The sequence below is a fragment of the Brevibacillus panacihumi genome, from assembly GCF_003710985.1.
Lineage (GTDB): Bacteria > Bacillota > Bacilli > Brevibacillales > Brevibacillaceae > Brevibacillus > Brevibacillus panacihumi.
The window spans coordinates 84215-108747 of record NZ_RHHT01000023.1 but is presented as its reverse complement, the minus strand read 5'-3'; the positions used below and the strand labels follow the sequence as shown (position 1 = coordinate 108747).

Annotated in this window: 25 protein-coding genes and 1 rRNA gene; 6 read left to right on the top strand and 20 right to left on the bottom strand. The window is 51.7% G+C overall.

Annotation, left to right across the window (positions count from 1 at the left end; translation table 11 throughout):
* From EDM58_RS11145 to EDM58_RS11125, 5 genes are all read right to left on the bottom strand, one after another.
* A 16S ribosomal RNA gene (locus EDM58_RS11145) occupies positions 1-96 on the bottom strand; the annotation flags it as partial.
* Positions 97-390: 294 nt separating this feature from the next.
* Positions 391-1176, bottom strand: a complete 786-nt coding sequence (locus EDM58_RS11140; protein WP_122913397.1) for a 3-hydroxybutyrate dehydrogenase — start codon at positions 1174-1176, stop codon at positions 391-393.
* A 49-nt stretch (positions 1177-1225) separates the two neighbouring features.
* Positions 1226-2617: a GntP family permease gene (locus tag EDM58_RS11135; RefSeq protein ID WP_122913409.1), complete on the bottom strand. Its 1392-nt coding sequence runs from the start codon at positions 2615-2617 to the stop codon at positions 1226-1228.
* A gap of 384 nt (positions 2618-3001) precedes the next feature.
* Positions 3002-4366, bottom strand: a complete 1365-nt coding sequence (locus EDM58_RS11130; protein WP_122913408.1) for a sigma-54 interaction domain-containing protein — start codon at positions 4364-4366, stop codon at positions 3002-3004.
* Between the two features lie 88 nt (positions 4367-4454).
* Positions 4455-5441, bottom strand: coding sequence for a glutaminase (locus tag EDM58_RS11125; RefSeq protein WP_122913396.1), 987 nt, complete (start codon positions 5439-5441; stop codon positions 4455-4457).
* Between the two features lie 200 nt (positions 5442-5641).
* Between EDM58_RS11125 and EDM58_RS11120 the strand changes: the two genes are divergently transcribed.
* Positions 5642-6931 carry an ATP-binding protein gene (locus tag EDM58_RS11120; RefSeq protein ID WP_122913395.1) on the top strand — a complete coding sequence of 430 codons (1290 nt, stop codon included), beginning with the start codon at positions 5642-5644 and terminating at the stop codon, positions 6929-6931.
* A 95-nt stretch (positions 6932-7026) separates the two neighbouring features.
* On the opposite strand, the gene EDM58_RS11115 is transcribed toward EDM58_RS11120, so the two are convergent.
* From EDM58_RS11115 to EDM58_RS11095, 5 genes are all read right to left on the bottom strand, one after another.
* The gene (locus tag EDM58_RS11115; protein ID WP_122913394.1) at positions 7027-7812 is read right to left on the bottom strand and encodes an SDR family NAD(P)-dependent oxidoreductase; all 786 of its coding nucleotides are present in this window, start codon (positions 7810-7812) and stop codon (positions 7027-7029) included.
* Position 7813: 1 nt separating this feature from the next.
* Positions 7814-9067 carry an acyl-CoA dehydrogenase family protein gene (locus EDM58_RS11110; RefSeq protein ID WP_122913393.1) on the bottom strand — a complete coding sequence of 418 codons (1254 nt, stop codon included), beginning with the start codon at positions 9065-9067 and terminating at the stop codon, positions 7814-7816.
* A gap of 281 nt (positions 9068-9348) precedes the next feature.
* Entirely contained in the window at positions 9349-10584 is a 1236-nt protein-coding gene (locus EDM58_RS11105) for an MFS transporter (protein WP_122913392.1), read from the bottom strand.
* Between the two features lie 266 nt (positions 10585-10850).
* Positions 10851-13064, bottom strand: coding sequence for a heavy metal translocating P-type ATPase (locus EDM58_RS11100; RefSeq protein WP_122913391.1), 2214 nt, complete (start codon positions 13062-13064; stop codon positions 10851-10853).
* Positions 13065-13261: 197 nt separating this feature from the next.
* A complete protein-coding gene (locus EDM58_RS11095; RefSeq protein ID WP_122913390.1) occupies positions 13262-13540 on the bottom strand; it encodes a hypothetical protein in 279 nt (92 codons plus the stop codon).
* Positions 13541-13712: 172 nt separating this feature from the next.
* Between EDM58_RS11095 and EDM58_RS11090 the strand changes: the two genes are divergently transcribed.
* The 4 genes from EDM58_RS11090 to EDM58_RS11075 all read left to right on the top strand — a co-directional run bounded on the left by EDM58_RS11090 (position 13713) and on the right by EDM58_RS11075 (position 15569).
* Positions 13713-14093, top strand: coding sequence for an ArsR/SmtB family transcription factor (locus tag EDM58_RS11090; protein WP_023556814.1), 381 nt, complete (start codon positions 13713-13715; stop codon positions 14091-14093).
* Positions 14094-14230: 137 nt separating this feature from the next.
* A complete protein-coding gene (locus tag EDM58_RS11085) occupies positions 14231-14803 on the top strand; it encodes a TetR/AcrR family transcriptional regulator (RefSeq protein WP_122913389.1) in 573 nt (190 codons plus the stop codon).
* Between the two features lie 2 nt (positions 14804-14805).
* The gene (locus tag EDM58_RS11080; RefSeq protein WP_122913388.1) at positions 14806-15135 is read left to right on the top strand and encodes a DMT family transporter; all 330 of its coding nucleotides are present in this window, start codon (positions 14806-14808) and stop codon (positions 15133-15135) included.
* 26 nt (positions 15136-15161) lie between these two features.
* Positions 15162-15569, top strand: coding sequence for a DUF5360 family protein (locus EDM58_RS11075; RefSeq protein WP_122913407.1), 408 nt, complete (start codon positions 15162-15164; stop codon positions 15567-15569).
* On the opposite strand, the gene EDM58_RS11070 is transcribed toward EDM58_RS11075, so the two are convergent.
* The 9 genes from EDM58_RS11070 to EDM58_RS11035 all read right to left on the bottom strand — a co-directional run bounded on the left by EDM58_RS11070 (position 15558) and on the right by EDM58_RS11035 (position 22507).
* Complete coding sequence (locus EDM58_RS11070; RefSeq protein ID WP_122913387.1) at positions 15558-16178, bottom strand: nucleotidyltransferase family protein; 621 nt, start codon at positions 16176-16178, stop codon at positions 15558-15560. The two genes, EDM58_RS11075 and EDM58_RS11070, sit on opposite strands and share 12 nt — an antisense overlap.
* A 12-nt stretch (positions 16179-16190) precedes the next feature.
* A complete protein-coding gene (locus EDM58_RS26180; protein ID WP_246000659.1) occupies positions 16191-17225 on the bottom strand; it encodes a redoxin domain-containing protein in 1035 nt (344 codons plus the stop codon).
* A 93-nt stretch (positions 17226-17318) separates the two neighbouring features.
* Positions 17319-18098: a sulfite exporter TauE/SafE family protein gene (locus tag EDM58_RS11060; protein WP_122913386.1), complete on the bottom strand. Its 780-nt coding sequence runs from the start codon at positions 18096-18098 to the stop codon at positions 17319-17321.
* Between the two features lie 73 nt (positions 18099-18171).
* On the bottom strand, positions 18172-18402 hold the full coding sequence (locus EDM58_RS11055) for a sulfurtransferase TusA family protein (RefSeq protein ID WP_122913385.1): 231 nt from the start codon (positions 18400-18402) through the stop codon (positions 18172-18174).
* Positions 18403-18445: 43 nt separating this feature from the next.
* A complete protein-coding gene (locus EDM58_RS11050) occupies positions 18446-19582 on the bottom strand; it encodes an MBL fold metallo-hydrolase (protein WP_122913384.1) in 1137 nt (378 codons plus the stop codon).
* 37 nt (positions 19583-19619) lie between these two features.
* On the bottom strand, positions 19620-20192 hold the full coding sequence (locus tag EDM58_RS11045) for a sulfurtransferase TusA family protein (RefSeq protein ID WP_122913383.1): 573 nt from the start codon (positions 20190-20192) through the stop codon (positions 19620-19622).
* Positions 20193-20515: 323 nt separating this feature from the next.
* Complete coding sequence (locus EDM58_RS25680; RefSeq protein ID WP_183187479.1) at positions 20516-20689, bottom strand: hypothetical protein; 174 nt, start codon at positions 20687-20689, stop codon at positions 20516-20518.
* A gap of 154 nt (positions 20690-20843) precedes the next feature.
* Positions 20844-21296, bottom strand: a complete 453-nt coding sequence (locus EDM58_RS11040; protein WP_183187478.1) for a pyridoxamine 5'-phosphate oxidase family protein — start codon at positions 21294-21296, stop codon at positions 20844-20846.
* A 32-nt stretch (positions 21297-21328) separates the two neighbouring features.
* Positions 21329-22507: an acyl-CoA dehydrogenase family protein gene (locus tag EDM58_RS11035; RefSeq protein ID WP_183187477.1), complete on the bottom strand. Its 1179-nt coding sequence runs from the start codon at positions 22505-22507 to the stop codon at positions 21329-21331.
* A gap of 170 nt (positions 22508-22677) precedes the next feature.
* On the opposite strand from EDM58_RS11035, the gene EDM58_RS25505 reads away from it, so the two are divergent.
* Positions 22678-23586, top strand: a complete 909-nt coding sequence (locus EDM58_RS25505) for a LysR family transcriptional regulator (RefSeq protein WP_183187476.1) — start codon at positions 22678-22680, stop codon at positions 23584-23586.
* On the opposite strand, the gene EDM58_RS11015 is transcribed toward EDM58_RS25505, so the two are convergent.
* Positions 23583-24479, bottom strand: coding sequence for a PhzF family phenazine biosynthesis isomerase (locus EDM58_RS11015; RefSeq protein WP_122913405.1), 897 nt, complete (start codon positions 24477-24479; stop codon positions 23583-23585). The genes EDM58_RS25505 and EDM58_RS11015 overlap by 4 nt on opposite strands.
* Positions 24480-24533 lie beyond the last annotated feature (54 nt).

Below are 24533 nucleotides of genomic sequence, written 5' to 3'. Positions count from 1 at the left end.
CCGTCCGCCGCTAGGGTCCGAAGACCCTCGCTCGACTTGCATGTATTAGGCACGCCGCCAGCGTTCGTCCTGAGCCAGGATCAAACTCTCCAATAAAGTTTGTTTCTGGTTCAAAGCTGGCAAATCATTTAATGATAGACTCATCAACGCTTTCGCTGTTCAGTTTTCAAAGAGCATTTTTTGTCGAACGTTTATTACTCTATCACGTCCGGCGTGTTCGAGTCAAGATCTTTTTTTAAGTATCTTTTCTCGTATTTGGTTCATCGCTCGTTGGCGACAAGGAATACTCTAACACATCTGAAATTCAAAAACAAGAGCTTTTTTTAATACAAGTAGACAAACAGGGAGAAACCCGTTGCCATTGGGCTCTCCCTGTCCTTTCGCGGCGAGCTACTGCGCCGTATAGCCTCCGTCGATCACAATTGCTTGACCAGTCACACCCTGGGCTTTGTCACTGGCCAGAAATGCGGCATAATTTGCCACTTCCTCCACGCCGAGCAGACGCTTCTGCGGCACCAGCGGATACAATACCTCTTCCAATACTTTCTCCAGCGGGACGTTACGCGTTTTCGCCAGATCCGCCATCTGGTTCTGAACCAGCGGCGTATTCACATACCCGGGACAAATCGCATTCACTGTAATCCCCGAAGCTGCTCCTTCCAGTGCAGCCACTTTGGTCAACCCGATCACACCATGTTTAGCGCTATTATAAGCCGCTTTTCCGGCAAAGCCGATCAAGCCGTTGATGGATGCCATATTCAAGATACGTCCGCCGCCCTGCTGCTTCATGATCGGAAACACATGCTTGATCGCGATAAAAGGAGCGGTCAACATAATCGAGAGCATCTGCTCGAACTTGGCCGTCGGAAAATCTTCAATCGGCGAGACATGCTGCAATCCCGCATTATTCACCAAAACATCCAGTCTTCCAAAAGTATCAATCGCATTCTCGATGCTCGCGCGAACTTGCTCTTCGCTCGTCACATCGCAACCCCTGCTGATGGCTTCATGCCCCTCCTCCCGCAACCGGGCTGCAGCCGCTTGGGCTGCTTCCTGGTTCAGATCGAGGATCATGACTTTGGCGCCTTCCCTGGCGAACGTCCGCGCGATTTCCAGGCCGATCCCGCTCGCTGCTCCCGTGATGACTGCCACTTTTTGCTCCAATAATCTCTCCATACCTGAGGTTCTCCTCTCTACATTTCAAATCTGAATGACTAAGCTGACTTTACATGAACAAGGAGGCACCGAACGCCAGGATAAAGACAGCCAGCGTTTTTACGACAGTAATCGCAAAAATGTCCTTGTACGACGTCCGGTGGGTCAAGCCTGTGATCGCCAACAGGGTGATCACCGCACCGTTGTGAGGCAAAGTATCCATCCCGCCCGATGCCATTGAGGCAATCCGGTGCAAGAGCTCGGGACTGATTCCCAGTGCATTGGCCATCTCCAGGTATTGCTTGCCCATCACTTCCAGCGCGATAGACAGACCACCAGAAGCAGAACCTGTCACCCCGGCAAGCACGTTCACTGCGATCGCTTCTGACACCAGCGGATTGTTGCTCGCCCCCACGATCCATTCCTTAATCACCGTAAAACCAGGCAGTGTTTTGACAACGTTTCCAAATCCAACCTCGGAAGCCGTATTGAAAATGGCAAGCAATGCTCCTGCAGCCGCAGTAGACAATCCCGCAGCCAATTTGTTTTTTACTTCCCTTGCATTGATCAGCATGGCGGCAATAATCCCCAAGCCAAGCGCGAGAATCAGGGCCCAGGAGGAAGACACCGTTTTTACATTCGCGATCTTGAAGCTCTCCTCCAGCATTTTCGCATCATACCATCCCTCTACCGAGAGGCCGCTGCGGCTGAACAGAAAGTTTCCGACCAATACAATCGCCAGCGGCAGAATCGCCAGCCAAATGTTCATATAGGATTTGTTTTGATTCGCTTGCAGTTCTGGCTCATTGATATGCCCTTCTCCATATCCTTCCCCGGCAGCTGCTGCTTGCTTGCGCCGGCGTTCCAGCCAGTACATCCCCGCTGCAAATACCATGATCGCTCCAATAATCCCGACCAATGGTGCCGCATAGGCATCGGTGCCGAAGTAGGTAGTCGGGATGATATTTTGAATCTGCGGAGTCCCCGGCAAAGCATCCATCGTATACGTGAAGGCACCCAGCGCAATCGCTCCCGGGATCAAGCGCTTGGGAATATTGGCTTCGCGGAAAATGGCAGCCGCAAACGGATAGACGGCAAACGCTACGACGAACAAGGAAACGCCGCCATAGGTCAAAATCGAACAGGCAAGCACGACAGCCAGAATCGCCCGATTGGAGCCCAGGGCTTTGACGATATGATGAGCAATCGACGAAGCGGCTCCGCTCATCTCCATCACTTTTCCGAATACCGCACCTAATAGAAAGATAGGGAAAAAGGATTTCACATAATTGGCTGCGTTCACCATGAAGGTTTCGGTATAGCTAGGCAGCAGCGCAATGCCTGACATCACCACTGCGAGCAAGGTAAAAATCGGCGCGAAAATAATGACCGGATAACCCCTGTAGGCAAAAAACATCAATAATCCCAGAGCAAGAAGAATAGAAAATACCTCAATAAACATACAATGCCCCTTTCGTTCGGCCCGCTCCAGCTCTGGAGGGCCGCTTGTCTTCTCCATCACCTTTCATCCATTCAAAACAGCGTTTAGCCCTTCCCCCTTCCTGCTCAATCTCAAGTAACCGCTTTCATGACCGTTTATAAAAGCAAGTAGCATGCCAATCGCCTCCAAGTTTGTGAAAATCCCTTCTCATCAGGCATTTCTCCACTTCCATACGCCCTGCCTCTCCCAAGACCCCCTCTGTTTTTCCAGAAATCCGGAATTTCCCTTCCGCAATCCCGGAATATCGGAACGTTCCCTTGTATCCGCTACCCCTCCCGATATTCCACGAATCCGGAAAGCAAAAAACCCCTTCTGTATCGACGCTCAGAAGGAGTTCTCTTCTCATCAGGTAGCCAGGCCATGCTTTTCCCATTTCTCATAAAAGGACGACTTGCTGATTTTCAGCAGTTTGGCCGCCTCCAGCTTGTTGCCTTCCGCCTCTTGCATCGCCATCAGCAGCGCCTCTTTCTCCGCACGCTCCAAGGTTTCCTTTAACGATTGTACAGGTCGGGACGGCCGTGACTCCACAGACGCTGGCAGCCAGAGATGTTCTTTTTTCAGTTGATCTCCCTCGAGCAGATGCAGCGCCCGCTCCAAAACGTTGTTCAACTCCCGGACATTGCCCGGCCAGGAGTAGCTGCGCAAAACACTCCACGCTTCATCATCAATCGATTTGACGCTGATGCCCGTCGATTCCACCAGACGCTGGAGCAGATTGGAGACCAGCTCTGGCAGATCCTCCAGCCTCTCCCGCAATGGAGGAATCTCAAGCGAAACCACGTTGAGCCGATAATAGAGGTCTGCGCGGAATTTCCCGTCCTTGATAAGTGCCGGAAGATCCTGGTTGGTCGACGCGATCACGCGGACATCGATCGGCGTGGAACGCACAGCGCCGACTCGTTCCACTTCTTTTTCCTGCAGGACACGCAGCAGCTTGGCCTGCAGCGGAAGGGGCATGTCCCCGATCTCATCGAGCAGAATCGTGCCGTGATCCGCCAGTTCGAACTTCCCCTTCTTCCCCCGCCGGGCTGCTCCCGTAAACGCGCCTTCCTCATAGCCAAATAATTCAGACTCCAGCAGCGAATCGGGAATGGCCGCACAGTTGACCCGGATAAACGGCCCCATCTTCCGCTTGCTCTCCGCATGAATCGCATGGGCAAACAGTTCTTTTCCCGTCCCACTCTCTCCGGTGATCAGCACCGTGGAGTCGCTTTTCGCCACCTTTTGCGAAAATTTCTTCAGCTCTTTCATCTTCTGGCTGTAGCCGACGATCTGATCAAAATGATACGTGGCTCCCAGCCTGCGGCGCAGCTCTTTCTTATAATAGGTCAACTCATCCTTCAACTGTCCGACCATCGCTGCCAAAGAGGCCAGTTCCTTCACATCCTGGAACAGCACCGTTCCCAGAACGGCAATGACCTGTCCCTCATCCATGATCGGGATCCGGTGGGCAATCATCTTTTGCCCTTTGATCTGCTGGATGTCCGCAATTTCAGGAACGCCCTCCCGACCGACGATATGCATGCGGGTATTTTCAATAACCTCCGTCACAGGCTTGCCAATCACATTTTCCTGAATGCCGAGAAACTCCCGATAGCTGCGGTTGAACAAGAGAATATTCCCTTCCTTGTCCGTCACAACCATCGGCTCATGGGCGTTCTCAAAAACAACCTCCAGCAGCTTGCTGATTTGTTGCAGATTCAAGTCCAGGACGATTCCCTCCTCGTTTGGAACATAATTGCTACAGAGTAAAGTTTGCCCTAGAAATGGTGCAGAGGCAAACCTTTTTCCTTCAGTCTTAGAAAACACTCAATTCCCACTCATTGGCCACCCATTCCAGTAACTTGATTCCGGCTACGCTGTTTCCCGCTTCATCGATGGCAGGAGCAAAAATCCCGATTCCGCAGCCTTCCGCGAATGGAAAAGAAGCGTTTTTTCCCACCCTTGGAGGAACCGTAGCGAGAATACCGCCAGATACGCCGCTTTTTGCCGGAATGCCGATAAAGGCAGCCATCTTCCCGGAAGCGTTGTACATGCCGCAGGTGAGCATCAGTGCCTTCGAGATTTTGGCGATTCGCTTGGAGAATAGGGCTTTATTCTGAATCGGATCATAGCCGTCCCGTGACAGAATGAAACCGATGCGGGCAAGGTCAGCCGTGTTCACTTCGATGGAACACTGCTTCAGGTAGACCTCAAGCGCCTCCTCTACCTCTGTCTGCAAATACCCCGAATCCTTCAGATAATGAGCGATAGCACGATTGCGATTCGCTGTTTCCCATTCGGAAGAGAAAACCTCTTCGTTGATTCGTGGACGCTTCCCCGTCAAATCTTCATAAAACTGCAAAAGAGACTCCACCTTGTCCTCCGGTCTCCTGCCGGGAAGCATGGAAGAGATGGTGATCGCTCCTGCATTGATCATGGGATTAAAGGGCTTCCCCGGCTGACTGGATTCCAGACGGATGATGGAATTAAACGCATCGCCTGTCGGTTCGACATCTACCATTTCCAAGACGCGAGTAATCCCCTGGCAGATGCAAGCCAGCATGAAGCTGATGACTTTTGAAACGCTTTGCATCGTGAAGGGCTTCTCCCACTGGCCTGCATGGACGATTCTGCCATCCCATCCCATGATACAAATTCCCAAATCCGAAGCATTCGCATTCGCCAATGCCGGAATATAGGAGGCCGTTTTCCCTTCCTGAGCAAAGGGGAGACAGTGAATCACGGCTTCAGCCAAACGGGCTTCCACTGTTTGATGTTCTCTGGACCACATATCCTGTGTCATGATCTTGCTTCACCTCATAAAAAACAGATCGGGCAGCCATCCTCGCTGCAATACCAGACTCCCCTACTGCTTACTATTCCCCAAGCAGCAATAAATGTGGAAGATGAGGCATCCTTATTCCTACTAATCTTTGAAAGTGTTATAATACTGAACAGATAAATTATTTGAAAATAAGGATAATACTGAAAAATAAACGCAGAATGGTTCTTACTTTTTTAAGGAAGGAACATGCTATGCTGTATTTTTCGAAGGACATTTTATATCATTTTTTACTCATGCTTTTCCCCATTACCATTTACCAAAACTTTCTCAAGGAAGACAATCGGGTTCGCAGATTACTCCACTCAAAGTTTTTGTTCATTGTCCTCATCACATTGATCCTAACCATGTCGAACCCTATCGTGTATCATGAAGGGTTTATTTACGACTTCAGAGTGATTCCCATTGCCATAGCGTTTCTATATGGGGGGATACGGCCGGGTTTGCTCACGATTACCGTGATGCTGTTATACCGTTACGCATCCGGTGGAGGAGGCTTCTATGTAACGCTATTCAATTACATTATAGCGGCAATACTCCTTATTCTCATTCAGCGGAAATTTGACAGCCTGCAAATGAAAACGAAGATCTTCATGATTAGCGGCTTTTACTGGGCGATTGCATGCACACGGGGGGTCACTCTGGTCATGATGGATCAAACGGATCAACTTCCTTTTATGCTTGCTTTCTCCATTCTTACCTTTGTAACGCTCGTTATTATTGTATTCATGATTGAGAATATCAATAAGCAATTCGCTCTGAAAGAGGAATTGGAAAGAACCGAAAGATTAAATGTCGTCAGCCAGTTAGCTGCCTCGATTGCCCATGAGGTCAGAAATCCGATGACTTCGATCAAAGGATTTATGCAATTATTGAAAGAAGACAGCAACCTGAATTCCACCCAAAAATACTATATCAAAATATCCCTGGATGAATTGGATCGGACAGAATCGATCATCAACGAATATTTGTCCCTGGCTCGACCTGTCAGCCCCCAAAACGAACCCGTGAATTTATCGCATGAAATCAAAAATACAATCGATCTGATTACCTCATTCACAAACGTCCACAATATCGAGATCCATTCATGTATAGAAGATTCGCTTTATACGAAAGGGAGAAGAGGCGAAATCAAGCAGGTGCTTCTCAATATCATCAAAAACGGCGTCGAAGCTATGGGTACCAAGGGAATCCTCACGATTCGCGCCTATAATAAGAAATCCATTCATGTCATTGAAATCATTGATAATGGCGTCGGAATGACGCAACAGCAGGTCAAACGCATCGGCACTCCCTTTTATTCCACAAAAGATAAAGGTACGGGAGTGGGCCTATCCATTTCTTATAACATCATCAGGAATATGAAAGGCTCCATCGAAGTGGAATCCGAACTAAACAAAGGGACTACATTTACGATCAAATTACCCGTTTATTACGAAAACTGCACGTGAGGTTTTTCCTCTTGCAGCTTCGCGCTTGCTTGGCGTGCAGACATAAAAAACCCAGCCGCATCCGCTGGGTTATATGAGTTGATCTGCTTATTCACCTATCTCGCCAAATACCCGCCGTCGATAATCAGCGGCGCTCCTGTCATAAAGGAGGCTTCATCCGAAGCGAGGAACAGGATGCCATTGGCAATCTCAGCCGGCTCCCCGTAGCGTCCCATCGGATGAGAGTCACCAGCGAACTGCCAGAACTGGTCCATGGTCACGGCGTTTTGCGTATGCTCCTCCGTAATCTGGTTGGTACGCGTGCCACCCGGACAGATAGCATTGACGCGGATGCCTTCTGCGGCGTAGCGTGTCGCCAAGGACTTGGTCAGCTGCAAGGCACCTGCTTTCGTGATATTGTACAGAACCGTGCTTCGCCCCAGCATCTCCTGTCCGACGAACGAGGAGATGGAGCCCAGGTTGATGATCGACCCGCTCCGCTGTTTTTGCATCTGCGGAATGACCGCTTTGCAGCAGAGAAACATGCTTTTCAAATTGATGCCGATACACCGGTCAAACTCTTCGGCAGAAATATCGGTAATATCCTGGATATAGTGTATTCCTGCGTTGTTGACCAGCACGTCGATCCGGTCATGGCGTTGGATGGCGGCTTCCGATAGCCGGATCGCCGTCTCCTCGAGGGAAATGTCTCCGATGACATACGCATGTTGATCGGGATTGGGGGTTGACTGGATGACAGCCTGGAGCCTTGCTTCATCGAGGTCATTCAAAACAAGCAAAGCTCCTTCCTGCGCGAACCGCTCCGCCGTCGCCCTGCCGATTCCGCTGCCTGCACCCGTGATGATCGCCACTTTCCCCTGCAAACGTCCTGTATGTGCCATCCTATCGCACCTCTTCCTTTACTTCCGGCGTAAACAACGGCTCGCTTACCTGTAATGGCGGACATGCCTCTGCCGGATTCAGTCCCATCGTCAGCAAGCCAATCTGATCGGCGCAGGCATCGATGTTCGGAGGCATGATCGGGGCTGTCGCCGCGTCGCGTACCATCCGTTCCAGGTGATATTCCTTCATCATGCCATGAGCGCCGTTGGCGATCGAGGCCGAACGGGCTGCATTGGAAGTAGCCGCTGCGATCATATGCTTCGCCCTTACCAGGTGGAAGAAGGTCTGGACACTCGGACCATACGTATCGCTATGCCAAGCTGCGTGCATCATCGCCCAGTACGCGCCGTTCAGCTCGGCTGCCATTTCCCCGATCCTGCGCCGGCTATCCGGGTGAAAGGCCTGCGGCTGTGCGAAGCCCTTTGGTTTTTTCGCAGTCAGCAGCTCGCTTGCGTAGTTCAGGATCCCTAGCCCTACGCCGAGGTAGACGGCGGCAAACCCGCCAAAAGACCAATTCGCCCCCCGAATGATAAAGTCGTTCAGGAATTCATCTGTTTGATGGAGGACGAGCTCATCCGGCACGAATGTTCCATTGTACTCTACGGTATTGCTGCGGGTAGCCCGCATCCCCAATGTGTTCCAGACATCGTGCACCGTGACGCCTTCTGCCGTGCATCGATCGATCGGCACCAAAAAGCCAATGCTTGCCTGCGGATTGGGATCTCCCTTGGGATGCGCATACAGATAGACGTAATCGCTGGATTCCACCATGGAACAAAACGCTTTTTTTCCATACAAGCGGTAGCCTCCCTCCACCTTGACGGCTGCAAGGGAAGGGGTATACGAGGTTGCGAGCAAGCTGGAGGAGGATGGCTCGGATACGGATGTACAGAACAGCTTCCCTTCTTGCAGGGCAAGGCCGACTACGCGCTGCTTGACCTGTTCGGAGATATCCGGGTGCTGGAGTATCGCCCCGGTGGCATTGGCATGCATGTTAAAGGAGTTGGCCGTAGCCGCACAGCCTTGCGCCAGCTCGGCGATTGCCGCCGAATACCCCAAGAAGCCGATGCCCAACCCGCCGTATTCTTTGGGAATCGCGATTCCGAATAATCCTTTCTCCCGCAGGATCGCGTAATTCTCTTCTGGTGCAGAGCGATCGCGATCATGCTCTGCAGCCCTTGTGCGAAAGTCTTTTGCCAGTTCCTTGCACAGATCAATCACGCTTTGCTGCTCTTCTGTAAAGCGAAAATCCATGACAATCCCCTCCTGCATGATTTCGGAATATTCGAACTAATGGAGACATTATCTCACACCGTCATATATCGAAACGTTAATGGATTAACAGTATCTTCCTATTTCTTCCTGGATATCCTGACATGCCTTTTTTCTCTGCATAAGAAAAACGCGGGAACCCGCGTCCTTTTGCTTTCGTGGTCCTCAATCTGTAGTGGAGCTGAGGAAAAAGGCGAGAACGCTTAGGCGGGTTGGGATCTTCGCTGGGGGACATCCTGAATGTCAAAAAAACCCCGGAGATATTACTCCGGGGCAACCTGTCTTTCTTCCTGGCTTCGCACCAGCGGCTCTTGCGGCATCCGAACCAACGGCAGGATAAACAACATCCCGATGACGAACAGAATCGCCGAACCTTGATAAATCGTCAGCAGGGAAAAATGCTCCTTCAAAACCCCTGCCGCACTCATCGTGATCACCATCGAGCCGGTGAACAGCGGCGTCAAAATGCCGTTTACGCGACCGATAAAGGCGCTCTCCGTATGCTTCATGATCAAGGTGTTGATCCCGATATGAATGCACGGCAGCAACAGTCCTCCGAGCAGGCAGATCGACAGCGTCAGCCACTGCGTCGTGGAGATTCCCATCACGCTGAAAGCAACGGCATTGCCCAACAACCCGATCATCAACAGTCTTTGCGGCGGGACTTTCTTGGCGAAGGTCATCGCCAGCCCCCCGCCGACAATCATCCCGACACCTTGGACAGTCAGCAGCCATTGCAGACTTTCCTTCGGGAGACCCAGTCGTTCGGTAACCACAAAAATACCCAGCGGTTGAATCATTCCCAGACCCAGGCCCGCCGCGGCAAAACAGAAGCCGAGGATGCTCAGTACCCGGTTCGTCTTCATGTAGCGAAGACCGCTGGCCATTTCTTGCAGAAGCTGTGACTTCTCTGCGTTTTTCTCCGGCATCGGATCAGGCGGCAAGGAATACAGGACCGCAGCCGAACAGAGAAAAGCCACTGCGGTAATCCCCATCGCTACTTCCAATCCAAAGCTCTGAAACACAAACGTACCCATAATCGGTCCCAGGACCATAAAGAGCGCGAACAAGGTCTGATAGGCGGACATTCCGGCTTGCAGCTGCTCGGCTGGCACATGCAGCTTGAACAGCTTCATTCCGGACGGCTGTGAAAATTGGGAGAGAATCGCGGAAATCAGTGTCGCAAAAAAGACGGCCTTCCACGTCCCAAAAACAAATGTCACCAGTACAGCAAGAACGGACGCAGCACTCAGCACATCACACCAGACCATCGTCCGCTTGGGCCGCCACCGGTCGGCAAAAGTCCCTGCCAAAAAAGAAAATAAAAAGATCGGGGCATACTCCGCTACCGAAATCATGGAGACGGCAAACGCGTCGCCTCCGGTGCGCTCCATAATAAAAAGCAGAATCGCAAAGTTGCGCACCCATATTCCGATTTGCAAAAACAAACCGGATAACAAAATCGATCGCACGTAACGATTTCGCAGTAAACCTGACATAAAAAAACCTCCTCATCCCTACATTTTCTGGACAGGAGGTTTACATATTTTCACAAAAAAGAAGACAAAAATCCCCCTAATACGGGTGGGAGCTACCTTCTATTTGCCAATATGCATACTAATCCTATCCAGAAAATCGCAAGGTCATATATTCGACTGCTTTCTTGGAATCGGTATTAGATGATCATTGGCGTTTTAGGTCATCCCTTCGCATTAGAATGAACATAGGATACCATAAAAAGTAAAAGGAGCACAAGGAAAAAATCTCAGGAATCCTTGAACCTCAAAAGCCTCATGCTGTTCAAGATCACGATGAGAGCAGCCCCGGTGTCGCTGACGACAGCCAGCCACAGGGTCAGCCAGCCAGGGAAGATCAGAATCAGCGCCGCCAGCTTGATGATGATCGAGAACCAGATGTTTTGCTTGATGATTCGCAGAGCTTTTCGGCTCAGCTTCACAGTATGCGGCAGCTTTTCCAGATTGTCCGCCATCAGCACGATGTCGGCCGTCTCCATCGCCGTATCGGTCCCCGCTCCTCCCATCGCAATCCCCAGATCCGCAGTCGCCAAAGCAGGAGCATCGTTCATGCCATCCCCTACCATCGCAACGACCTGGCCTTTTTGTTGCATCGATTTGACAGCTTCCACCTTCTGCTCGGGCAACAGCTCGGCCTGGAAACGGCTGACCCCAGTCTGTTCCGCCACCTTGCGCGCTGTACCAGCGTTATCCCCGGTCAACATCACAATCTCGCCAATCCCGTCCGCCTTCAGCCGCTGGATCGCACGTACCGTAATCTCCCGGATCGTATCCGCGACTGCGATCAACCCGATGATCCGCTTGGCCGTGCCTACGACGATCAGGGAATGCCCTTCTTCCTGCAGCTTCTCGATCGAATCTTCCCAGTCAGCAGTCGAGACCCCCAGCTCTGCAAACAGCGCAGGTTTTCCGACGTAGTAGGTCTCGCCTGCGATCACGGCTTCCGCGCCTTTGCCGACGATGGCCCGGTAATCGTTCCCGGTCAGCGGGGAAAAACCCCTCTTCTGCGCGTAAGTGACAATCGCCTGCGCGATCGGATGCTTCGCTTGTTCCTCCACCGTTCGGGCGATCCGCAGCAATTGCTCCTCGGACTCCCCTGCAGCGGTCAGCACTTCTTTGACCTCGGGTTTGCCTTCCGTCAATGTTCCTGTCTTGTCAAAAGCGATGGCCTGGATGGCACCTGCTTTTTCCAGGAACGCCCCGCCCTTGATCAATACCCCATGGCGCGCTGCATTGCCAATCGCAGATACAATCGCTACCGGCGTAGAGATGACCAGTGCGCATGGACACGCCACAACCAGCAGCTCCAGTCCCTTGTAAAACCATTCTCCCCATGTGCCGAAGGAAAACAGCGGCGGAAAGACGATGACAAGCATTGCCAGCACCAGTACGATCGGGGTGTAGATCTCGGCAAATTTGTCGACGAAAGCTTGTGTCGGCGCCTTCTTCTCCTGGGCTTCTTCGACCAGATGAATGATGCGGGAAATCGCCGTATCCTCGACGAGATGGGTCACCTTCACTTCCAATGCTCCGCTTTCGTTGACCGTTCCGGCAAAGACCACATCGCCTGCTGTCTTGTCGACCGGAATCGATTCCCCTGTAATCGGGGCTTGATTGACGCTGGAAGTCCCGATGAGGACCTCGCCGTCCAGAGGGATTTTTTCCCCCGGCTTGACGACGATGATCTCGCCTACCCGAATTTCCTCCACTTGCTTGCGAGTCAGGGAATCGCCTGTTTTCACCCAGGCTTCGGACGGCGCCAGATCCATCAGATTGCGGATCGAATCCCTGGTTTTTTCGATGGAGCGCGCCTGCAGCATGTTGCCGACGGAAAACAGCCAGACGACTGTCGCCCCTTCCAGCCATTCTCCGATCGCAGCAGCCCCGATCGCAGCAGCGCTCATCAGGACGTTCATGTCCAACGAACCGCTTTTGATCGCGTAAAAAGCGCTGCGGGCAGGCTTGTAGCCTCCCGTCACGATCGCCAGTGCCCACAAGCTGATGGTGACTGCCTCAGGAACACTGGTAAAAGAACCGATAATGCCCAGCAACAATAAAATACCGGAGAGGATCGTCAGTTGCGTTCCCGTACGATCAGCGGATGCTTCCTTGGCACCCATGCGCCTGGCGAGCGGGCTTGCCGTGTATCCCGCTTTGGAGACCTCCTGCATGACCGCTTCCTTCCCCAGCCCTTCCTCTACGATATGCATCTTTCCTGTAGAAAAATTGACGTTGACCTCTTTGACTGCCGCCAAGGTCCGCATATGCTTCTCCAGCGACTTGGCGCATGAACTGCAATCCATCCCATGTATGCGATATACTGCCGCTCCTGCAGATGCCGCGAACGGCACGGCCTGCTCCTTGTGATCGCCTAGCCCGCATGAAGAGTGATCATGATCGTGTTCGTGGTCATGCTTATGGGCATGTTGTTCTGAACTGGACATCGTCGCTCACCTCGATCCCATTCCCTTGCTCCATTCATTTTATGCACGAATCATTCAAATGGATATTTAATTATTATAATAGTCAAACCAAACACATCATTCAAGTGTAGATTTGAATTTTTCGCCTATTTTTTGTAATGAAAAAGAGACCTCTCTACAAGAAAAGTCTCTACCACCATGCCCTGTCGCTATTCTTTTTATTCCTTGGGTCCCTTTTGCCACTTCGTCCCGCAATCCAGACAAGTGCAGTGAATCACCTTTCGTCTTTCCAGGATCAGCCTCACGATGAAGAGCAAAAACGCCCCGGTCAGACCGAGGAACAAAAAAATCACCGGAGTCCCGTTCAAGCGAATCCCGATCCAGGCGATCACCATTAAGACGAACGCGTAAATGACAACGTATAGGACGCGGTTGATCGATTCCTTGAAATCAATTTTCAGCGATTTGCATTTCGGACACTTGCCGTGTACTTCCATTCTCTTTCTCCTCCCGTGTCGAACACCGATCCGATGTATAAACATGTCCATCTTACACGAAAATGCGGGCTGACACTACTACGTCACGGAACTGTACCTTTTGCCTTTTCACTTATCGCTTGAGTGTTATAATAGGAGGACATTGAGTGTAATGAATAAGAGGTGATTTTCCATGGCGTCCAAACAAAAGGACGACGTCTGTGAAATTCAATGCTTCGATGATGAAAAAGTGAATCGTTTGCGCCCCTTGGCACACGAATCAGAAGGCGTTGCAAAAATCTTCAAGGCTTTGGCCGACGATACCCGTGCCAAGATCATTCATATCCTGTCTTTGGAAGAGGAGCTGTGCGTCTGCGACATCGCAGCCGTCATCGGCAGTTCCATTGCGAACACCTCTCATCATTTGCGTCTGCTGCGCAACATGGGGTTGGCGAAATACCGCAAAGAAGGCAAGCTGGTCTTCTACTCCCTTGATGACGACCATGTGCGCCATCTGATCTTTGCCGGCGTCGAGCATGCCAAAGAACAAAAGGCATTGATCCCCAAAGCATGAGCTTTCAAAAGCTTTGCTCCATCGGAGTTCCGGTGGGGACAAAGCTTTTTTTACCCCTTCCCTTTCGGTACTGGAAATAATAATATAGTACCATTGTTACCAAAACGAATCCACCGCGACGGGAGGGACGATTTCCTTTGAAAAAAAGACTGCAGCAAGCGGCATTGGAGCTGATCGTGAAAAAAGGATTGAAATTTACGATGAACGATCTTGCTGCTCTGTTGGGGATTAGCAAGCGTACCATCTATGAGCATTTTGAATCCAAAGAGCAGATGATCAGCGTGATCGTCGATGAGGCCATAGCGGAAGTCAAGCAGGCGGAAAAAGCGATTTATGACCATCAGGACTGGAGTTCGGTGCGAAAATTAAAGGAGGTTCTCTCCATTCTTCCCAGCGGACTGCATATTGGCGATGTCCGTCTGCTGGACGAAATGAAGCGATTTGCTCCGGAAGAATGGAAAAAGATCGATCAATTGCTGCAGGAGGAATGGGATACGGTAACGGCCATTATCCACGAAGGCATTGCCAGCGGCGAGCTGCGCCCTGTCCATGTGCCAACTGTCATTCAGATCATGCGCGGAGCCTCGGGAGCTATCTTTGACCCCGGATTTTTAATCCATTCCACGGAGTCACTCACCAGTGCCGTACACACGATGGTGGATACGTTGCTCTATGGCATCACAACACGAAAAGACGAAAGGAGCGAGTAACAATGGCTTGGGTCTACTTGATGTTTGCCATTCTGCTGGAGGTGGCGGGGACAGTGTCGATGAAGCTGTCACAAGGGTTTACCAAAGTTTGGCCCTCTACACTGATGGTCGTTTTTTATCTGTTGGCGTTTTCCAGTTTGAACTTTTCCCTGAAGCAAATTCCCGTCAGTGTCGCCTATGCGATCTGGTCCGGCATCGGGACTGCCGCGATCGCTGTGATCGGCTTTCTGGTATTCCAGGAATCGTTGAACGTGTGGAAAGCTGTCTCTATTCTTCTGATTATCCTTGGTGTCATTGGATTGAATATCGGTGGAGAAGGTGCATCCTCATGACTGTATCAAGCCCGAAGCAGCCTGACATGCGTATTTTGCGCTGGTTTTTCCTTGTCACGGATGTGGCGTTTATCCTCTACTTCGGTTTCACCGCAGCGGGTCTGATTCCGGTAGAGTACGCCTACTCTGATTATACGAACCCTATCCTCGTTGCCTGGAATTGGTCCTTCTTTCCTTTGGATATGATGATCTCGGCTTCGGGACTCGGCGCTATTTATTTGCATCGAAAAAAGGCTCCAGCATGGAAGTCTGCAGCCTTTCTTTCGCTCATTCTCACCTTTTGCTCCGGTTTCATGGCGATTTCCTATTGGGCCATCCGGTTGGAATTCGATCTGACCTGGTGGATCCCGAACCTTGCTCTTATGATCTACCCGCTGTTCTTCCTTCCTGCCTTTTGGAGAACGGCTTACGTCAGTGATCCATTAGCCAAATAGCTGTGATTGCTTGCGGAGGAGCGCCTGGTACTCTTCTGGGGTGTCGACATCCAGGCCCCAGTCCGCTTGCTCAAAAGAAACGGCTGCCATCTGCTGCTTGTATCTGCTGACTACCTCCTTGCCTCCTTGATCCCCGGACACTTGGGACAGTTCGTCAAAGAGAGAGGAAGCGAACAAGACCGGATGGCCAGCATTCCCGGCGTACAACGGGCGGACGATCCGCACTCCCTCTGCATGGCGGCTGCGATAGGCGTCGACCAATCCCTGCACCACCGCATCGGGTACGAGAGGCTGGTCCGCCAAAAATACCAGTGCTGCATCGGCGCGCCCCCGTACTGCCGCAACCCCGACACGCAGGGAAGCAGCCATGCCCGTCCGGTAATCCGGATTGTCGACGACCTCGACTTGCGGCAGATCGCTAGTCAACTGACGCATTCTTGCGCTGTGCTCCCCTGTGATCAACACGACGGGGTGCAAGCCGCCCGCGACTGCCCGCTCCACCGCGTAGCGAAACAAAGGCTTTCCGTTCAACTCCAAAAAAGGCTTGGCGGCTCCCATGCGCCTCGACATGCCAGCAGCCAAGACAATCGCCCCGATATGAAGTGTCATTGTCCACTCCCCCTATTCGATAGAAGCCAGCATTTTTTCCATCATTTCCTTGGTGAGCGGTCCGATCATTTTGTACTGGATCACGCCCTGCGAATCGATGATGTAGCTGGTCGGGATTGAGATAGCTTGATACAGGCGCGAGATTTGCTTGCCCTCGTCCAAAACGACCGGAAACGTGATGCCGTATTCCTTGAGGAAAGCGGCTACCTGCTCCTCGCCCTGTTCCGTATCAAACAGGTTTACGGCTAGGATCGTCACGCCCTGGTCTTTTTCCTGCTCGTAAAATGCCTGCATATCCGGCATCTCGGCCCGACACGGCGGACACCAGGTGGCCCAGAGGTTGAGGATCACCTTCTGACCCTTCAGCTCCGACAGCCGAATACGCTCATTCTCCAGCGTGCGCAATTCAAAGTCGGGGGCAAGCTCCCCTTTGTTCAAGCCGACCTTGAGCGAACTTTGTCCGCTCGCTTGTCCTGGGGCGAGGGAAGAGCTTCCGGAATTCAGCATCCCCCAGCCGATCAGTCCGATAATGCCTGCAATCGCTACCCATCTCTTCCGCTGCACTGTCCCTGCGGTCAGCCAGAGGAACAAGATCAGGCTAAGTCCCGCCTGTGCAGCGTCATACAGCCAATCCTGCCGAAAAACAACAGCCCAGAGCAGATGTCCGGCTCCCCAGGCCGTGACCAGACCCAGAAAAAGCGTCTTTCCAAACAGCTTCACCGGGATTTGCCGCTTCCTGATCTGGAAAGCCAGGTAAGCGGCTGCTGCGAGAACTGCCAGCCAAACCCCGGAATCTCCTCCTGAAAAATAGAGCAGGGCGGCAGGATTTTCCCAAACATTCAGTGGATGAAAAAGGGCGTAGCTGAACTTCCAGATGAGCAGCGACGCAATCACTGCCGTACTGACCATCTCCGTGATCTCTTTTCTCAAGGCAGCTTCATTCTTCAGGGAAAAGAAGATCGTCAGATAACCAAGCAAACCCGCCGCAATGTAGAGGATGGTTGTCATTTTTATTAAAAATGGACCCAATTGGATGACATCTAGCAATCCGTCAACTCCCCGCTCTCGTATTTATCTCCATGTTACCTCCATGATACAAGAGATGAGTAGGCTTGTAACGTCTCATAGTACATGTCGCCTCTACATGAGAATGTCCATCCAGATTTTGACGACTGTGGCTGTAATCAAGATCGCCAGAATTCCTTGCAATAGCTTGGTGTTCATCTTTTTGCCGATGGCAGCTCCGATCGGCGATGCGATCATACTAGCCACAATCATGACCAGCGAAGGTAACAGCAACGTATGACCACCCATCAGCTTCCCTGCTGTGGAGCCGATGGAAGAGATAAAGGTGATTGCGAGGGAAGAAGCAATCGCGACCCTAGTCGGAATTTTAAGAATGACAAGCATCACAGGAACGGTTATGAATGCACCCGCTGCCCCTACGATCCCTGACAAAATCCCGATCACACCGGCCAGCACGGCAGCCAGCGGCTTGTTGAATGCAAGCTTGGTGTAATCCTCCAGTTCATCCCCTTTTTTGGGCATAAACATCATCACCGCAGCGATCAAGGCGAGAAAGGCATAGACTAGATTGATCACCTGGTCTGGCAGGTACTTGGAACCAAAACCACCGGCGAAGCTTCCCATCATGATGACGATCCCCATCGTCAGAATCAATGACTTATTGATATATCCGCCTTTGCGGTAAGCGAACATCCCTGCCAGTGTGGCAAAAAAGACCTGAACCGCACTGATCGCCGATACCTCCTGTGCGGTAAAGGCGGCAAATCCCAAAGCAGGCGGGATGTACAAGAGCAGCGGATATTTGATAATCGACCCGCCAATCCCCACCATGCCGGAGATCGCGGACCCTACGAAGCCGATGGCAAACAGCATGATGATCAACCCCACGTCCATAAGGCCCATTCACTCCTTTCTTTGTAGCTGGAGCGGCAATTACGCTTGCCGCTCCGGTACCGATCATGCTGCATTACTCGCCTTTTTTAATCCAGAACTTGAACACACCAGCTTCTTCTTCACTTTTCAGCAGTTCATGCCCCGTAGAGCCAGCCCACGCTGTCAGGTCGTTTTTCGAGCCTTTGTCTGTCGCATGCACTTCCAGAATCTCTCCTGGTGCCAGCTCATCCATCGCTTTTTTGGTACGTACGATTGGCATCGGGCAAGCAAGTCCTTTTGCATCAATTACTTTTGTGCTGTTCATAATCTATACCTCCATTTTTTTGTGTGATTTGGTTTTGATAGGGTTATTCATGAGTGTGGTGCAGGGCACAACGGTTCGGACCGATCTCCAGCTCTTGCTGGCGCTCTGCGGTCGCTTCCTCCACCCCGCGATTGATCGCGATAATCTCCTCGAAGTTGGGCGGTGTTTCCGTCTTGGCCTGGGCGACAACCTGATCGACGAACGATTTCTTGTCCTGCTGGTTCATCAATTCATTGGCAGCCCGAATCACACCCAGCTGTGCTCCTACGTAGCCTGATTCATTCACTTCTCTGTCCAATTCGGCGTAGTGGCCGGGCAATACGATGACATCATCCGCCATGGCAGCCATTTTTCCATACACCGTGTCATACAGGTCCTGCGCCCATTCGGCTGCCTTGCCTCCAAGGTCCGGGCGTCCCAATCCACCTACGAAAAGGGTATCGCCGGAGAACAAGAGCTTGTCATTGACAAAGAAAGAGACACTGCCGGGGGTATGTCCCGGTGTTTTCACTGCCAATACTCGCAGGTCGACCTGGGCAAAGCGGATGCGGTCATGCTCCTCCAAGGGCTTGAAGGAAAAAACAGCGCCCTCGCTTTTCATCATGTAGTAATCGGCTCCAGTCATCTGCGCCAGTTGTTTTCCTCCTGAGATGTGATCCGCGTGCAAGTGGGAATCGACGATGTGCGAGATTTTTGCACCCTCATGTTTCGCGGCATCCAGATAGACATCTGTGAAACGGGATGGATCAATCACCAGCGCTTCCCCACCGGATACCACCATATAGGAAAGGCAGCCTTTACCCAGACGCAGAAATTGGTAGACTTTCATGCGTTCATCCGCGAAGACCAGCACTTGTTCCAGATACTCGCTCCAGGACTTCATGCCGCCTTGCAGGTAGGCTACCTGCTCCAGTCCAGCTTCTGCGAGCTGCTCTGCGACGAACTTGGAGGAGCCTTCCTTTGCACAGACGACCAAGAGCTTTTTATGGGCTGGGATTTGGTCCAGCACCCCGTCTACACCGTCGATCAGGTCAAAATACGGAATATTGATGCTCTCTACTTGCTCTCCTTCGATTCTCCAATCCTGATAGTCAGTCTGGTTGCGAACATCGAGAATAAACAATTCTTCCTTGTGCTTTACCATTGTGCCAACATCTTTTGCCGTCATCATGGTGATCATTTTCGTTTCCTCCTTATATAAAGATCGCTTGCTTCGCTTATTTTCCGGTTTCGACCGGACCATTCCAGCCTGACATGCCCGGCAGGACGTTTTTCAGCTTGGAAAAACCCTTCTCGGCCAGGAAACTACATGCCAGATCACTGCGGTTACCCGTCCGGCAGACGACCATGATTTCTTGGTCCGGGTTCAGTTCACCCCATCTGCCTTCCAGCTCGCCATAGGGAATCGCTTTTGCGCCCGGGATGTGGCCATCTGCATATTCATCGGACTCACGCACGTCGACAACGATGATCGCTTCGCGTGCTTCCAGCTTTTGCAGTAGCAGGGCATTCGAGATGGTCTGTGGATACGTGGACGGATCATTGGCTGCCTGCGGGCCAGCCTTTCGCAGATAATGCTTGAACACATCGCCTTCTGTCTCCGTACCCAAGTATTCGTTACCGGTCGTTTTTGCCCAGCCCTGAATATCGGCTACAGAGCCCTTGTCAGTCGCCTGCATCTCCAGCACCTGACCTGCTTCCATTTGTTCGATGGTCTTTTTGGTTTTGACAATCGGCATTGGACAAGCGAGCCCTTTGCAATCCAGAACCTTATCTACTTTAAAGTCCATGATCTCACTCCTATATTTTGAAAGTGGGTTCCTTATACCTACGGGGGTATTATTTGGAGTAAAAAAATTTCGCTCTCCTTAGAAAGCCTGTTGGCGGTTGATTCGTTTTTTACCTATACCCCTATAGGTATATTACATGGCTCGAATGTACCTGTCAAGCGCCAAGTTCCTTATTCTCTGTAAGGGCACGATTACCGGGAAAATTCTTGCATTCGCCTTCTTTTACACCTAGAAACGCCACTTTCAGACCCTATTAAGCACTTGTTTAAGTCCAAAAATAATAGGAAGGGACACGACTGGCCCCTTCCTTACCATACTTTCAACTATAGATTTTCGGCACTCTTCAACGCATGCTCCCAGCTAGGAAAATAAAACAACGCGTTTCGCATCAACTCAGGATCGTTTTGCTTCACTTGCTTTTTACTGAGTGAATCTCCATTGGACTGCCTTTGACGGATGCGGTGTATGACCTCATCAGCTCCCAGGGTAATTTCCATTGGCCAAAACTCCTTTCCAATTGATGGTGATAGTTCTAGCATTCTCAACCATTCCTTGATCTATACTTTTTCTCTGAAATTCCTACTCCACATAAAAAGCCGAGCGGAAGCAGGATTTCTCCCGCTTTCACTCGGCTTTCCTAGACTAGCACCATTATGACAGCAATGCAGCAAACACTTGATTGTCCAAGGCAATCGCCTTATCGATGTTCATGGTTTTTTCGTAGGCTGGGTTTTGTGTGATCGCAGCCCCCCAGAACATGGATTCAAATACGCCTTCGATGCGAACCTCGATTTTGGACAGCGGCATGGCGATGCCTTCGATTTTGTCCTCGAGGATGTGCGCCTCTCCGACAATCGAGTAGACGGTGCCCAACGCGATCATGGTCAGCGAAACGCGAGGATTGGCCTTCACATTCGCCGCAGTACGAGAATTGTTGGTAACGGCGAAACGGATTGTTGTCGGTGTATGCGCCTTCACCCAGGAGATGGCGGATGTGTTCGGCGTGTTGCTCTCCGCATCGATCGTGCTCAGCAGAATCAAAGGCTTGTCATTCATAAAGTCCATCTGTTCTTGCGACAATTCTTGGGGAATTTGTTTGCTCATTGTATGGTACCCTCCTTTTTCTATCATGCTTCTTATGATAACAGCGAATCTTTCGGGCTTAAAGATATTCCCAACTCTATTTTGCCAAACATTTCCCCCAAATGATCCATATTGAAGGTAATATGCATCGATGAGGCTTGCACATCCCTCCAGTATCGCTGCAACGGATGGCTCTCATACATGCTGCTCGCACCGCTGTAGTCGACGATGGTCTTGACGGCTTCTTTGCACAATTTCGCTGTAAAGCCATAGTTTCGGCGCAGTCGCAGACGCTCATACGTATCGATAGGCGTATCCGTGCTCAGACGGGTCAGCGATTTTTCAAAGAGAGCGATGGCCGCATCCAGCGTGGCGGATACCTCTGCGACCCGGATCTGCTGATGCGTGAAGTCCGCGATTTTTGCCTGGCGCACGCTTGATTTCGTACGGATTCCCTCCCGCCACAATTCATAGGCTCCGACACTCGCTCCCAGGAGGGCTGCTGTCAAACTGACCGGAATGACCGCGTACAAAGGATTTTTGTAGAGCGGAAGATCGTTGATGAGGTTCCCCGGCCCCACTCCCCGCTGACACCAGGCGACCATGTCGAAGGTTCGATGCTCCGGTACGAACACATCGTTCAACTGCAGGTTTTTACTTCCCGTCCCTCTCTGCGCGACGGTGTGCCAGGTATCGAGGATCGTGTAATCCTTTTTCGGCACCAGCATCATCATGGCGTAGGGCGGAGACCCTTCCTCCTGTGACGGAACGCTGCCAAACAGCATCGCCCAGTCGCTGTGGTCGATTCCCGATGAGAAGCCCCAAATCCCGCTCGCGCGAAAACCGCCTTCTACGCGGGACACTTGTGACTGCGGAGAGCCGAACGACGACGCGATGCAGGCGTCGGGATTCTCCCCCCAGACCTCCTGTTGAGCTTGATCGGGGTAATAGGCGAGCATCCAGGAATGAAGGACCAAAAGACCAAAGCACCAACCTGCTGACGGGTCAGCCTTGGCGATTTCAAAAGTCGTTTTATACATCGTCTCCACACCCAGCTCATGCCCGCCCCAACGTTTGGGCATCAAGGCGCGGATCAGGCCGGAGGCGATAAAATCATCAATGTTCTCCTGTGGTTGGCGGCGAAGCTCTTCGGATAGCTGAGCGCGGGATTGAATGCGCGGAATCATGCTTATCGCCCGTGCGACGGCTTCATCATGCGTAATGGTAGACAACGTAGGTATCCTCCCTGCTTGAGATGACTTATCTGTATGGTAGTAGAAATCAAGAGTGTTTTGAAATATTGGGAGATTATCTCGGTAATAAGGAAAGCTTATTACAGGATACCTGCATTCCACCGACATGTTATGATAAAACCATTACAACGAGCTCACGGGAGGTCTCTATGGACATACGCCAACTCCGCTATTTCATCGCCGTTGCCGAGCATCTCAACTTCACGGAAGCCGCAAAAAGGCTCTACGTGGCCCAGCCAGCCGTCAGTCAGCAGATCGCCTCTCTGGAAAAAAGGCTGGGCGTCAAGCTGTTTCGCCGCAACAAGCATTCCGTTGAATTAACCAGCGCAGGCAGCGTCTTTTTACAGGATGCCAGAGAGATTGTGGAGCGGTTGGCCTTGTCCATCGAGCATGCCAGACAAGCGGAAGCAGGATTGGTGGGAACGATCAACATCGGGCTTTTAAGTGTCTCTGTGCGAGACTTTTTGCCCTCGGTCGTTCGTGCTTTTCGCAGCAAATACCCGCAGGTCACGATCCATTTCCGCTTTGAAAACATCGGACAGCTTACGAACATGCTGCTGTCAGGCGAGATCGATCTCGCCTTTACTCTCTCGCACGGATTGCACAATCTGGGCGGTGTTACCTACAAGCCTTTATGGACTCAGCCTTACTCGATTATCCTTCCGCACGATCATCCGCTTGCTGATCAGCCCAACCTGTCGATTGCCCAGCTGGAGCATGAACCTTTTGTGATGCTGGAACGCGAGGAATCACCACAGGGCTATGACTACGTCCTGTCGATGTGCGCCAAGCACGGCTTCTCTCCCCGGATCGTCAGTCAGGCCTCCCGGACAGACGCGGTGCTGATGATCGTCGACGCGGGCATCGGTGTCACGATTCTGTCCCGGCATTTGCTGCTCTACGCCAGTCCTACCCTGCGTTTTATCGATATTCAAGGCGAGGATCATTCCGTAGATGTGGTAGCCTCCTGGAAAACAGCCAATGCCAATCCAGCCGTTCCTTTGTTTATCCAGGAGATGGAGACAGCTCTGGAACGAATACGCGCCAATCAGGCCTAGATTTCTACAGCAAATTCCTTTACAAATACGGCGTTGCCGGCAATTTCGACTGCCAAAGCGCCATCCTGATCAGGGGTGACGGTCACTCGTACCCGTCCATCCCGCCCGATTTCCTGTCCTTGCTCGATGACAAATGAACGCGGTCCCGTCTTGCCCGGATCGACAAAGGTTACGTAATACGCCCCCATCACACCGGAAGCCGTACCGGTGACGGGGTCCTCCACTGTGCCGGAAAAAGGCGAAGAGAAATGGCGGGCATGCATATCAGAGCCCTGATCGATGGTCTCCAGGCATATGGGATGAATCGATGCACGCGGCATCTGCGTCAGCGCCTCGGGGAAACGGGAATTGTCCGGCTTCATCCGTTTGCAGGCGTCCAGCGAAGCCAGCGGCACAATCAGCGTCCACAGCCCTGTGCTGCCGTACTGGATCGGCAAATCTGTCCGGATATCCTCGACTCCGAGACCGAGCACCGCTGCCAATTCCTCGACAGAGCCTTCAAACGCCGTAAACTGTGGGGCGGCCTGCTGCATCGTGATGCGAATCTCCCCGTGCGGCGTGGTCTGGATGCGCACAGGCAAGATCCCGGCTTCCGTTTCAATCAGGATCTCTTCTTTTTCTTCCAGGAGCCCCTGCGAAACAAGGGCAAAGACCGTCGCCATCGTCGCGTGTCCGCACAGATCGACTTCATGCCCCGGAGTAAAAAAGCGGATGCGGACATCCGCCTTGTCAGAGCGAATCGGAAAGGCGGTTTCATTAAAACCGACCTGAAAAGCAATCTTTTGCATCTCTTCTTCCGTCAGTTGATCTCCCTCCAGCACGACCCCTGCCGGATTTCCTTTGTTCGGGATCAAGCTGAAGGCGTCATAATGCAGGACTTTGATTTGTTTCAGCATGGTTCTGCTCTCCCTCTCTCCTCTTTTTTCCTCTCATCACATTCTCTCACA